8 protein-coding genes and 5 tRNA genes are annotated in these 12,537 nt (G+C 44.9%); 7 read left to right on the top strand and 6 right to left on the bottom strand.

Annotated elements, in window-relative coordinates; all coding sequences use genetic code 11:
• Positions 1–79 precede the first annotated feature (79 nt).
• Positions 80–970, bottom strand: coding sequence for an HTH-type transcriptional activator IlvY (gene ilvY / locus ViNHUV68_RS14075; protein ID WP_038175590.1), 891 nt, complete (start codon positions 968–970; stop codon positions 80–82).
• Between the two features lie 143 nt (positions 971–1,113).
• Between ilvY and ilvC the strand changes: the two genes are divergently transcribed.
• On the top strand, positions 1,114–2,598 hold the full coding sequence (ilvC, locus tag ViNHUV68_RS14070) for a ketol-acid reductoisomerase (protein WP_391088652.1): 1,485 nt from the start codon (positions 1,114–1,116) through the stop codon (positions 2,596–2,598).
• Positions 2,599–2,710: 112 nt separating this feature from the next.
• Here the strand turns inward: ilvC and ViNHUV68_RS14065 are convergent, their stop codons facing one another.
• The 4 genes from ViNHUV68_RS14065 to ViNHUV68_RS14050 all read right to left on the bottom strand — a co-directional run bounded on the left by ViNHUV68_RS14065 (position 2,711) and on the right by ViNHUV68_RS14050 (position 7,949).
• Positions 2,711–2,962, bottom strand: a complete 252-nt coding sequence (locus ViNHUV68_RS14065) for an accessory factor UbiK family protein (protein ID WP_038175592.1) — start codon at positions 2,960–2,962, stop codon at positions 2,711–2,713.
• A 161-nt stretch (positions 2,963–3,123) separates the two neighbouring features.
• On the bottom strand, positions 3,124–6,246 hold the full coding sequence (locus tag ViNHUV68_RS14060) for a multidrug efflux RND transporter permease subunit (protein ID WP_038175593.1): 3,123 nt from the start codon (positions 6,244–6,246) through the stop codon (positions 3,124–3,126).
• An 11-nt stretch (positions 6,247–6,257) separates the two neighbouring features.
• Entirely contained in the window at positions 6,258–7,364 is a 1,107-nt protein-coding gene (locus ViNHUV68_RS14055; RefSeq protein WP_038175594.1) for an efflux RND transporter periplasmic adaptor subunit, read from the bottom strand.
• An 18-nt stretch (positions 7,365–7,382) separates the two neighbouring features.
• Positions 7,383–7,949, bottom strand: coding sequence for a TetR/AcrR family transcriptional regulator (locus ViNHUV68_RS14050; protein WP_038175595.1), 567 nt, complete (start codon positions 7,947–7,949; stop codon positions 7,383–7,385).
• 230 nt (positions 7,950–8,179) lie between these two features.
• Here ViNHUV68_RS14050 and rep point away from each other — a divergent pair, with 230 nt between their 5' ends.
• Positions 8,180–10,198: a DNA helicase Rep gene (gene rep / locus ViNHUV68_RS14045; protein ID WP_391088648.1), complete on the top strand. Its 2,019-nt coding sequence runs from the start codon at positions 8,180–8,182 to the stop codon at positions 10,196–10,198.
• Positions 10,199–10,279: 81 nt separating this feature from the next.
• Here rep and ViNHUV68_RS14040 read toward each other — a convergent pair whose 3' ends face one another.
• The gene (locus tag ViNHUV68_RS14040) at positions 10,280–10,693 is read right to left on the bottom strand and encodes a cytochrome c5 family protein (RefSeq protein WP_038175597.1); all 414 of its coding nucleotides are present in this window, start codon (positions 10,691–10,693) and stop codon (positions 10,280–10,282) included.
• Positions 10,694–11,003: 310 nt separating this feature from the next.
• Between ViNHUV68_RS14040 and ViNHUV68_RS14035 the strand changes: the two genes are divergently transcribed.
• From ViNHUV68_RS14035 to ViNHUV68_RS14015, 5 genes are all read left to right on the top strand, one after another.
• Positions 11,004–11,080 (top strand) — tRNA-Arg (locus tag ViNHUV68_RS14035).
• A gap of 34 nt (positions 11,081–11,114) precedes the next feature.
• Positions 11,115–11,190 (top strand) — tRNA-His (locus tag ViNHUV68_RS14030).
• A 153-nt stretch (positions 11,191–11,343) separates the two neighbouring features.
• Positions 11,344–11,420 (top strand) — tRNA-Pro (locus tag ViNHUV68_RS14025).
• A gap of 79 nt (positions 11,421–11,499) precedes the next feature.
• Positions 11,500–11,575: transfer RNA gene (locus ViNHUV68_RS14020), tRNA-His, on the top strand.
• 123 nt (positions 11,576–11,698) lie between these two features.
• Positions 11,699–11,775 (top strand) — tRNA-Pro (locus tag ViNHUV68_RS14015).
• Positions 11,776–12,537 lie beyond the last annotated feature (762 nt).

Raw genomic sequence — 12,537 nt, 5'->3', positions numbered from 1 at the left:
TTGAAAATTGCAAGCATCACAAGCCACCGTCTTTCTCTATCTCTGAAAAAACGGTGGCTTTGTTGTATCTGGCGTGGGCTTATGGAGCGATATAGGTATCGTGGGCGGTGTCCCACAATGCCTTGACCAGCGGGTTATCCAATTGAGAGCGTTTGCAACATACGCCGAGACTAAAGGGCTTAATCGAAGCAACTTTTAAACGCTCAATTTTCTCTTTTACTGGGCTGTTATTGATCACCACATCTGGCGCGATGCCGACCCCGCACCCAAGCGCAACCATACTGACAATCGCTTCATGACCAGAGACTTGCGCATAAATATTAGGCTTAATTTTCATTGCCTTAAACCACGTATTGGCCCGCTCTCGCGCGGTACCTGACTCTGGCACAATAAACGGAATTAATGACCAGTCAGGTTTATCTTGTTGCAGCACTTTGGCGAAATTACTGACTCCAGCTGGCGCGATTACCGAAAGTGGAATTTCGCTGATGGCCTCAAACTCTATTCGCGCGGGAAGTTGTTCCGGCTTCGCCGCTATTGCCATATCGACATCATCGGCAAGCACTCTATCGATGGCTTGAGCCGGGTCACCTGTCGAAAGTTTAAACTCAATAAAAGGGTGCTGGAGGCGAAACTCAGACAGCAATTCAGGCAGATGGCTATAGCTGGCGGTCACGGAACAGAACAGGCGAATCTCACCACGTAATTCCTGCTCATGGCCCTTAATGTGAGCGTTGTAATCTTGCCATTCACCTAAAATGTTGAGTGCGACAGGGAGCAGTTTTTTCGCGGCAGGTGTCAGCTCAACACTACGGTTGTCACGCACGAACAGTACTTGCTTAGTGTCCGCTTCTAATTTTTGAATCTGGCGACTGAGCGCTGACGGGCTGATGTGCATCGCAGAGGCGGTTTTAGCAAAGCTTTTACTATCACACAGATGAATGAATAGCTGCAGACTCTTAATGTTCATAAAAGCGTCATGTCCTTGTTGCATTTATTGCAATAACTAATTGTGAATATATCACTTTAAGCAACTTACTGTCTGATTTAGTATGAACTTATTCGGTACAAAGCGACCGACCTTCAATGGACAAATTCTTAAAGGAGCGCCTAATGGCTAACTATTTCAACACTTTAAACCTTCGTGAGCAGCTTGACCAACTTGGTCGTTGTCGTTTTATGGACCGCAGCGAATTCGCCACGGAAGCGGATTACCTTAAAGGTAAGAAGATTGTCATTGTTGGTTGTGGTGCTCAAGGCCTAAACCAAGGCCTAAATATGCGTGATTCAGGCCTCAACGTTGCGTATGCATTGCGTCAGGCTGCGATTGATGAGCAGCGTCAATCATACAAAAACGCCAAAGAGAACGGCTTTGAAGTGGCAAGCTACGAAACACTGATCCCACAAGCGGATCTGGTTATCAACCTAACACCAGATAAGCAACACACTAATGTGGTAGAAACGGTGATGCCACTGATGAAACAAGGCGCTGCACTTGGTTACTCGCATGGCTTCAATGTGGTTGAAGAAGGCATGCAAATTCGTAAAGACATCACGGTTGTGATGGTAGCACCTAAGTGTCCAGGTACCGAGGTACGTGAAGAGTACAAACGTGGCTTCGGCGTTCCAACCCTGATTGCGGTTCACCCAGAGAACGATCCACAAGGTGAAGGTTGGGATATCGCTAAAGCATGGGCTGCGGGTACAGGTGGTCATCGTGCTGGTTGTCTAGAGTCTTCATTCGTTGCTGAAGTAAAATCAGACTTGATGGGTGAACAAACGATTCTATGTGGCATGCTGCAAGCGGGTTCTATTGTCTCTTACGAGAAGATGATTGCTGACGGTATTGACCCAAGCTATGCCGGTAAATTACTGCAATACGGTTGGGAAACCATCACTGAAGCACTGAAGTTCGGTGGTATTACACACATGATGGACCGTTTATCAAACCCAGCTAAAGTGAAAGCCTTTGAACTGTCTGAAGAGCTGAAAGAGCTAATGCGTCCACTGTACAACAAGCACATGGATGACATCATCACGGGTGAGTTCTCAAGCACCATGATGGCTGACTGGGTCAACGACGATGCGAACCTACTTGGTTGGCGTGAAGAGACGGGTGAAACTGCGTTTGAAAATTACCCAGAGTCAGATATCGAAATTTCAGAGCAAGAGTATTTCGATAACGGCATCCTACTCGTAGCAATGGTTCGTGCGGGTGTTGAGCTTGCGTTCGAAGCCATGACTGCATCAGGCATCATTGATGAGTCAGCGTATTATGAGTCATTGCATGAGCTTCCACTTATCGCTAACACAGTGGCACGTAAGCGCCTATACGAAATGAATGTAGTTATTTCAGATACCGCAGAGTACGGTAACTACCTATTTGCCAACGTCGCAACTCCGCTATTGCGTGAGAAGTTCATGCCTTCGGTATCAACGGATGTGATTGGTAAAGGTCTGGGCGAAACGTCTAACCAAGTGGATAACGCAACACTCATCGCCGTAAACGATACTATCCGTAACCACCCTGTTGAGTACATTGGTGAAGAACTTCGTGGTTATATGACGGATATGAAAAATATCGCGGTAGGTGGCTAAATTAGGCAACAACTCCAGCCAGATTGGGGTCAATAAATACATAATAAAACACAACATCTAATAAAAAGGCTTGGTCACCGTTGACCAAGCCTTTTGTTATTCTAGCGTTGCATTACTTATCCGCGAGCTTCTCTTCTAGAGCCGCCAGTTTCTGCTCCATCTCTGTCAGCTTTTGGCGTGTACGCAATAGCACTTGAGTTTGTACGTCGAACTCTTCACGGCTTACCACATCCAATTTATTCAGTTGGCCTTGAATAACTTGGCGTACTTTCTGGTCAACATCGGCGCCAAGCTCTTTAACTGGCGCTGGCATTGAGTCATGAATCTGTTTAGCGATTTGTTCTAACTTCTTTGGGTCAAACATAGTGTCTAAAACTCCTTTCAATTTGCTCTAATTCTAAGTAATTGATACGGGAAAGTCGCTACTTGGATAGCAAAAAGTCGAACCAATGTTGAGCAATGAGGTGGGGCGAGTTGTGATAGGTATAAAAAAGGCCACCGAAGTGGCCTTTGTCGAGCAAGGGATTAACGATTGTCGGCCAAGTCGCGACACGCGGCTTTTGCTTCATCAATTCTTGCTAGCTTTTCGAGGTCTTTATCCTCCACAAACACTGGTAATGGTTTGTGTTTTTCTGCTAGGTAGCTGTAAATAACAGGCAATACGAACAAGGTAAAGATGGTACCAATCGCTAGACCCGCCACGATAACAATACCGATGCTGAAACGCTGCGCTGCGCCAGCACCTGTTGCGTACATCAGCGGGATAAGACCTGCAATCATCGCCGCGGTTGTCATAAGAATTGGACGAAGACGAACTTTCGCCGCTTCCGTTACCGCTTCCATACGAGACTTTTTGTTATGTAGCTGCTCTTCTTTCGCTACTTCACAAATAAGAATACCGTGCTTGGTAATCAGACCTACCAGTGTGATCAAACCGACCTGAGAGTAGATGTTCATCGTCGCAGCGCCCCATGCCAGAGCAATTAATGCCCCACAAATAGCAAGCGGTACGGATACCATGATCACCAATGGGTCTTTGAGTGATTCAAACTGAATAGCCAATACCAAGAAGATGATCGCCAGTGCCAGACCAAAGGTCGCATACAGCGCACTTCCTTCTGTCACAAATTGACGAGCTTCACCCATGTAGTCATGGTTGTAGCCAGCAGGCAGTTTGGTTTGGGCGGTGTTTTCAAACCAATCAATGGCATCGCCCATGGCAGTACCTGGGGATGGAACTGCGCCCACGGTTGCTGAATTCAACTGGTTGAAGTGAGGCAGTGATAATGGCTCTGCTACCACATCAATCGAGATTAAACTGCCCAGTGGTACGGCTTCGCCATTTGCTGAACGAACATAGTAGTTGTTCATTGACTCTGGGTTCAGACGCCACTTACGTTCAACCTGAGGAATAACCTCATAAGAACGACCGTTTAAATCGATACGGTTAACGTAGCCATCAGACATCATGGTACTTAAAGTAATACCGATATCTTGCATGGTCACGCCATAAGCTCCCGCTTTATCTTTATCGATATTAATCTTCATCGTTGCCGAATCGTAGTTTAAATCGAGGTTTGAATAAACGAAGAGCGGGCTTGCTGTTGTTTCTGCAAGTACATCAGAGGCAACAGTAAATAAGCTTTCAAACGCATTTGGTGTGGTAATAACAAACTGAATCGGCAATCCAGAACCTGCACCAGGTAATTCTGGCATTTGGAAGGTCGTTACCGCCATACCTGGGATGTTAGTGACTAACCCGCCAATGCGATTGGTCACTTCTGCCTGGCTTGCTTCACGCTCACTCCATGGAACCATCGAAGCGATACCAAACGCTTGGTTGGAATTTGGAACACCAGTAAATACCTGCGCAAATGCAACTTCTGGTTGAGCAGACAGAATCTCGTTGACGTCATTCATGGTGTTTTGCATGTAATCTAAGTTCGAGTTTGAAGAACCCGTACCGATCATCATCACCACGCCTTTATCTTCGGAAGGTGCCAACTCGCTTGGAATGAATTTAAACAATAAAGGTAAACTCATAAACACGATAACAGCAAACGCTAAAACCACCGGTCTGTGAGCAAGAACCGCGCGCAACATTCCCTCGTAGCGATTGGTCATGCGTTCCAATACTGAATGAACGGTGCTTTCAAACTTGCTTGGCTTTTCGTTTGCTTTAAGCATTTTTGAACACATCATTGGTGACAGTGTTAATGCAATAATACCTGAGACAAACACCGAACCTGCGAGAGTGAGAGCAAATTCTTTAAACAGTGAACCGGTAATACCACCCATTAATGCTATCGGAGCATATACCGCGCCTAGGGTTAGTGTCATCGCAATAACGGGTACTGCAATTTCACGGGTACCAATAATCGCAGCGCGGAACGGTGATTCACCTTCTTTAATGTGTCGATCGACGTTCTCAAGAACAACGATGGCATCATCAACGACCAAGCCGATAGCCAAAACCATCGCCAGTAGAGTCATAAGGTTCCACGAAAATCCCATCGTTTGCATAACCATCGCCACACCAATAAGTGATAGCGGGATAGTGACAATAGGGATGATAACGGCACGAAGTGACCCTAAGAATAGCGTGATAACCACCAAAACGATCAAAGCGGCTTCCGCAATCGTCTTAATTACTTCATTGATAGACTCGTTAATAGCAATGGTTGAGTCATACATGATGTTCATGGTGATGTTGCTAGGAAGGTTGCGTTGTAAGTGCGGCAACATATCCCGTACGCTGGCGGCGATATTAATGGGGTTGGCACTAGGTGCCGCGTTAATCGCTGCTACTACGGCTTCATTACCATTTGCCGTGGCGCGATAAACATCGTGACTTTTTTCCAATGTGACTTTGGCAATATCACCTAAACGGGTGACTTGGCCATCATTGGATTTAACCACTAAGTTTTCAAGCTCAGTAACATTGGATACCTGAGTATTGGCGCTACCATTATAGAGAACGAACTCTCCGGTTGCTTGCCCCGTCGCGGATTGATAGTTGTTGGCGTTGAGTACACCCATCACATCTGTTGCAGTGAGTTTCAATGCGCCCATTTTTTCAGGATCAAGCCATACACGTAACGCATATTTCAGACCACCATAAAGGTCGATACTGGCAATACCATTGACGGCGTATAGCTGAGGGTTAACAACGCGTTCCAAGTAGTCGGTAATTTGGCTCGACTTTAAATCATCACTGGTAAAGCCAATGTACATTACCGCCGTTGTTGAGCCGGTCGACATGGTTACGGTTGGGTCTTCAGCTTCTTTTGGTAGCTGAGAACGAACCGAGTTCGATTTGGCTAATACGTCAGATAAGGCCGCATTTGGGTCAGTATTGAGCTTCATATTGACCGTAATGGTTGATTTACCTAGTACGGACGATGAAGTCATATAGTCAATGTTATCGGCTTGTGCGACAGCTTGTTCCAATGGCTGAGTAATAAAGCCTTGAACCAAGTCAGCACTTGCACCGTAGTAACTGGTGGTGACGGTTACTACCGTATTCGTCATTTCAGGGTATTCACTGACCTGCATTTTGAACATTGCTTGCAAACCGAGCAAGGCTATCAAAAAGCTGATAGATACCGCCAAAACTGGACGTTTAATAAAAACATCAGTAAAGCGCATGATTCCTCCGGTTAAAGCATTGGTGTTTCAGCTGGTGGAGTGGTTGCATCACTTTCTACAACGCGTACTTTGACTCCATTACTTAAACGAACTTGACCTGATGTCACCACCACGTCTCCAGCTTTCACGCCTTCAAGAATGTGCGCGATGTCTGCTGTTCGTTCTCCAACTTTCACAACGCTTTGTTTCACGCGTTTTTCACCATTTTCTTCTGTGATGATATAAACATTATCACCGTAGAGCGTGAAGGTGATCGCCGTTTGTGGCAGTGTGATTTGGTTTGTTAATTTAGGCAAAATGATGTTCGCACGGGCAAACATGCCGCTGCGAAGCTTGCCATCATTGTTGGGAATATCAGCTTGAACTTGAATTAAACCACTTTGAACACTGACCGCCGGCTCGATAGCTGTGATTGAGCCTTTAAATGGTGAGTCTGGATAAGCATCAACAAAGATATCAACTTCTTGATCGATTGAAATGCGAGAGATATCGGTTTGTGGAACCGTAAATCGTAGGCGCATTACACTGGTATCTTCAAGACGAACAATGTCAGTACCTGGTTGTAAATATTGACCTAAATACACATTGCGGATACCAACCACACCAGCAAATGGCGCTTTGATTTCACGGCGATCGATAGCCGCTTTCAAGCTTTCAATGTCGGCTTTTAAAGAGAAATAGTTAGCTTCTGCATCATCGTAAGCTTCTTTAGAAATTGAGCCTTTCTTGAATAGACCTTGATAGCGTTTGTATTTGGCCTCGGCAGCAGGCAATTTGGCTTGTGCACTCTTGAGGTTCGCTTTTTCGACTTCAGAATCGAGTTGAACCAGAGGTTGGCCTTCTTCTACTAGGGTGCCTGATTCGAAGGTAATCTTATTAATCACACCGCTGGTTTCGTTGGCTACTGTAACGCCTTGGTTTGGCTCGATAAAGCCGATCGCTTCAATAACGGGTACCCAATCTACCGCTTCGACCTGAGTCACTGTCACGGGAAATTCAGGTTCAGGTCGGTTCGCCATATATTCAGCGATCTTCTGTTGTTTGAAGAGATTAAAACCTATCACACTGCCAAAAAGCAGTATTGCGATAAGTAACATAAAAAAAGTCCACTTTTTCATTCTGACTAGAACTCCAAATTAGTGTGTTGTAATTGCATCCCAACTGGCCTCAATGGCCGCTTCAATGGCCTCTTGGTCCAGATGGTAATATCCGAGAGATTGTTTACGTGCCAATGTGACACTCACTTCCAAACTCAGTGCTGCTAACACCGAGTTATCTAAAGATTTGAATACTCGCTGATCGCGTCCTTCTGAAAACATTTTATCGACTTTATGGAACATCTGACTTTCGATCTCTTTGGTTTCATGGCTGCGAACACATGGCAAAGAATCGTATTGAGCTCGATTCTTTAATGACTCGATGTTAGACCTTGAAAGATCGAAAATGTTTAACCACATTTTGCGAAAGCGTTGTTTCAGTGGCATGTTGTCATCAACATCGCGCTGAATAATTTCAGCGTTGCGCTGACAAACCGTCAAACGAACTTGTTGCAATAAGTCTTCTTTATCTGAGAAATAACGATAAATGGTGCCTGCAGCAACCCCAGCCTCTCTAGCTAGCTTATGCATTGATAGGCCGTGAAAGCCTGATTCGGCGATCAGTTTTTCAGCAGCATCAATAATTTTTTGTCTTTTATCTTCCATAGGATGAAACCTAGACATGGTCTATATAGAATGGCCAGTGAATGAACGTTCATTCATTATAACTGAAAAGCATACCAAATATGCAACAAAATTTTGCATGAGATGAGTGAAATTTTCTCAAGGAGACACTTTGCCACAACTTAGGTATACGTCTATCGGGTATAAACATAGCAATCTAATGGTTGCACTATTATTATAGTCGCCACTTTATTCCCACTTCTGAGATAGTCATGAAGCTGAACCCCAATCAAGATCAAGCTGTTAAATACGTATCTGGACCTTGCCTTGTGCTTGCGGGTGCTGGCTCAGGCAAGACGCGTGTTATCACCAACAAAATGGCGTACTTGGTTCAGCACTGTGGTTACAAGGCACGTAACATTGCTGCGGTGACGTTTACTAATAAAGCGGCGCGAGAAATGAAAGAACGTGTCGGCCAGACGCTGGGCAAAAGCGAATCGAAAGGCTTCATGGTGTCGACGTTTCATACCTTGGGGCTCAATATCATTAAGCGAGAGTATAAGGTGCTGGGCTTAAAGTCTGGATTTTCGCTGTTTGATGACCAAGACCAACTGGCACTGCTCAAAGAGCTCACCGAGCAACAGCTCGATGGTGATAAAGATTTACTGCGTCAATTGCTCAGTACGATTTCCAACTGGAAAAATGATATGCTGACGCCTGATCAGGCTAAAGCACAGGCTCAAGGCGAGCAGCAACAGTTATTTGCTTTCTGTTTTGAAATGTACCAAAAACAGATGAAAGCGTATAACGCACTCGACTTCGATGACTTGATTTTGCTACCAGTACTCTTGTTGCGCACCAATCAAGAGGTGCGTCAGCGTTGGCAAAACCGTATTCGTTATCTATTAGTCGATGAGTATCAAGATACCAACACCACTCAGTACGAATTAGTGAAGTTGATTGTCGGTGAGCGCGGACGCTTGACGGTGGTAGGTGACGACGACCAATCGATCTATTCATGGCGTGGTGCTAAACCGCAAAATTTAGTCTTGCTCGGCGAAGATTACCCGAATTTGCGCTTGATTAAATTGGAACAAAATTATCGCTCAACCAGCCGTATTCTGCGTGCTGCCAATATCTTGATTGCCAATAACCCCCATGTGTACCAGAAGTCGCTGTTCTCCGAAATTCCTGATGGTGAGAAACTCAAAGTACTGTTGGCTAAAAATGAAGAGCATGAAGCTGAACGTGTGACAGGGGAGCTTATCGCCCACAAGTTCCTCAACCGCACCGATTATATAGATTATGCCGTGCTTTATCGTGGTAACCATCAATCGCGTTTGATTGAAAAGTCGCTGATGCAAAACCGCGTGCCTTATAAGCTATCGGGCGGTACTTCTTTCTTTGCTCGCGCTGAGATAAAAGACATCATGGCTTATCTGCGTGTGCTGGTGAACCCGGATGACGACAATGCGTTTCTGCGTATTGTGAATACGCCGCGCCGCGAAATTGGCCCAGTCACCTTAGAGAAACTCGGTAGTTATGCCAATATGCGTGGTAAGAGTTTGTTCGAAGTCAGCTTTGAGATGGGGCTTGAACAGAGCTTATCGGGGCGCGGCTTAGAAAACTTACGTCGCTTTACCACTTGGCTGGTGAAAATTGCTGATCAAGCGGAGCGAGGCGACACCGTTGAGGCGGTACGTTCACTCGTGCGTGATATTAATTATGAAGATTGGCTGTATGAGACATCAACCAGTCCAAAAGCTGCAGAAATGCGGATGAAAAACGTATCGGACCTCTATTCTTGGATTGTTGCTGATCTTGAGGGTGACAACTACGACCAAGAAGAGAAGAGTTTAAAAGAGGTGGTTCAGCGATTGACCCTGCGTGACATGATGGAACGTGGTGAAGACGATGAAGACAGTGATGCAGTGCAGTTAATGACGCTACATGCTTCAAAAGGCTTGGAGTTTCCTTACGTTTACTTAATCGGTGCAGAAGAGGGGATCTTGCCCCATCAAACCAGCATTGATGAAGAGAATGTCGAAGAGGAGCGCCGTTTGATGTATGTCGGTATCACCCGTGCTCAACGCGAACTGACTTTTACTATGTGTAAAGAGCGCCGTCAGTTTGGTGAGTTGATTAAACCGAGTCAGAGCCGATTCTTAGATGAGCTGCCATTTGACGATGTTGACTGGGAACAGACCAAAAAGCCCGTGACTCAAGAAGAGCGGATGGCGAAAGGGCAGGCACATATTGCCAACCTAAGAGCGATGTTTAATAAGAAATAGACAATAAAAAGGCTTGGTGACAACACCAAGCCTTTCTGCTCTATCTTTCTTCTACCTATCTATTATAGATATAGAAGGCAGTTACAGGTCGGCAATCATATGCTCAATGGCCGCGATGATTTCATCATCGGAACAATCCATACATGAGCCGCGCGCTGGCATAGCGTTGAAGCCATTAATTGCATGGTTAGCCAATACATCTTTACCTTGCGCGATACGTGGAGCCCAGTCTTCTGCGTTACCTGTTTTCGGTGCGCCGCTAACGCCTGATGCGTGACAAGCGATACAGAAGGTACCGTAAACGGTCGCGCCATCACGTGGCCCTGTTGGTTCCGCTTTCACTGGCTCTGCACCGGCTAGGTAAACATCACCGACAGGTTTAATGCGTTCTGCAATAGCGTCATATTGTTCTTGGCTTACATTGGCTGCAAAAGAGGCGCTAGAAAAGGTGATTGCAGCGACCAAAGCGGTTAACATTTTTCGAGACATATCCATTAAACTCACTTTACATTCCTGAAGGTAAGTGCGTGCTTACCCGTTATTAGAGTGGGATTTGATCAACATCGAACCAAAGTGCGTAAAACACCAGTGTTGCTGTTAAATCAATGTAAATAATGGGTGATTATATCCTGTTAACTTGTTGCAATAAACAACAAGTTACTTGCTTTATGGCGGTTATCTAATGGGAAATAGGGGTTTATCACACTTTAATTGCCCAAAAAGGCACCAAACGATAAAAAAACTTTAAAAAGTACTAGACGGCATAGTGTGAACTACGTATTATTCCACTCCGCCGATGGGGCATGCGCCCGTAGCTCAGTTGGATAGAGCGTTGGCCTCCGGAGCCAAAGGTCGAAGGTTCGAATCCTTTCGGGCGTACCATTCGCCAAAGGTTTAATCGGTAGAAGTTTCAATGGTGGCTATAGCTCAGTTGGTAGAGCCCTGGATTGTGATTCCAGTTGTCGCGGGTTCAAGTCCCGTTAGCCACCCCATTATTCAGGTAGCTTTGCTTCCTTTCTTGATTCAAGATCGAGAAGAAATATAAGTCGGTGAATAGTGCGTTTGTAGCGCATCTCGGCTTTTGGAATAAGCGGGACCAGAGGGTTGACCTTCTATAACGTAAACCAAGTAAAAAAATATATCGTCGGTGAATAGCGCAGCTTGGTAGCGCATCTGGTTTGGGACCAGAGGGTCGGGGGTTCGAATCCCTCTTCACCGACCACTATTACTATAATTCTGCATCAGCGGGATTAGAGTTGGGTTTATAGCTAGACTTGGCAGTAAACGACAACAATTTGATGGTGGCTATAGCTCAGTTGGTAGAGCCCCGGATTGTGATTCCGGTTGTCGCGGGTTCAAGTCCCGTTAGCCACCCCATTCTTCCTTAGAAAGAATGAAATTTCCGTGAATAGCGTGTTTGTAGCGCATCTCGGCACTTGGAATAAGCGAAACCAGAGGGTTAAACCTCAGAAACGTAGACCAAGTAAAAAAATATATTATCGGTGAATAGCGCAGCTTGGTAGCGCATCTGGTTTGGGACCAGAGGGTCGGGGGTTCGAATCCCTCTTCACCGACCATCTTTGAAAAGGCTCTGCAGAAATGCAGAGCCTTTTTTGCGTTTAGCGACTTGCGACTCGAATCTGAGGTTCGGGGTCAGGGGTCAGAAGCCTAGCCGAATTCCTCATCCACTGAACAACGTTAAAGAGCAGCAACAGTAAGGTTGCCGTTTTGTCTCCTCCCCTCTCAAGTCTAGAAATATCCACCTTTATTACTCTGTTTATGTCTTTATTCTCCTAGTGAAGTGACTGATCTTTGGGTTGATATTGGCTATTTATTGAAAGTGAGTGCCGTTGTTTGACCTTTTTGCATGAATTTGGCGCTAGTACAATCTTTGACTACAAAATTTCTTAGGTTGATAAATCTATAAATATCGCATTTATTTAGAATATAGTTTGGCGTATATGTGATCAATATCGAATCATTGTCTTAATAAGTCATCTTTAATAGTCTTATGTGTTTTTTTTGTTAAAGCCACTTGCTGTGTTTTAAGTGAATTTTTATTCTTTTTGTTAGTAGGGGGGACTTATAACTAAAAGCAGTATTTAATAACTAAAACTCTTGTTTTATCCGTGTTTTAAATCATTTATACCACAGGTATGACCAAATGATGATCTAGCTGGTTTGCATATTTATTTGGCTATAGTGCTTGGTTTTTATGCGATTTCGACTTTTTATTCTATATTTGTTGCTTTTGTGTGAATTATTTGCCAAATTGATGACCTTATAAATTGCCGGAACACTATTCTTCTGGCTTGAATGGATTCACTTTTCAGACAGGG

This window comes from Vibrio sp. NH-UV-68 (assembly GCF_042940635.1).
In the GTDB taxonomy this organism is placed as follows: Bacteria; Pseudomonadota; Gammaproteobacteria; order Enterobacterales; family Vibrionaceae; genus Vibrio; species Vibrio pacinii.
This window is presented reverse-complemented; position numbering and strand designations above follow the sequence as displayed.

Coding starts and splice junctions, on each gene's coding strand:
- ilvY (WP_038175590.1), bottom strand. CDS start 970: ATGAACATTAAGAGTCTGCAGCTATTCATTCATCTGTGTGATAGTAAA.
- ViNHUV68_RS14040 (WP_038175597.1), bottom strand. CDS start 10,693: ATGGATATGTCTCGAAAAATGTTAACCGCTTTGGTCGCTGCAATCACC.
- ViNHUV68_RS14065 (WP_038175592.1), bottom strand. CDS start 2,962: ATGTTTGACCCAAAGAAGTTAGAACAAATCGCTAAACAGATTCATGAC.
- rep (WP_391088648.1), top strand. CDS start 8,180: ATGAAGCTGAACCCCAATCAAGATCAAGCTGTTAAATACGTATCTGGA.
- ViNHUV68_RS14055 (WP_038175594.1), bottom strand. CDS start 7,364: ATGAAAAAGTGGACTTTTTTTATGTTACTTATCGCAATACTGCTTTTT.
- ViNHUV68_RS14060 (WP_038175593.1), bottom strand. CDS start 6,246: ATGCGCTTTACTGATGTTTTTATTAAACGTCCAGTTTTGGCGGTATCT.
- ViNHUV68_RS14050 (WP_038175595.1), bottom strand. CDS start 7,949: ATGGAAGATAAAAGACAAAAAATTATTGATGCTGCTGAAAAACTGATC.
- ilvC (WP_391088652.1), top strand. CDS start 1,114: ATGGCTAACTATTTCAACACTTTAAACCTTCGTGAGCAGCTTGACCAA.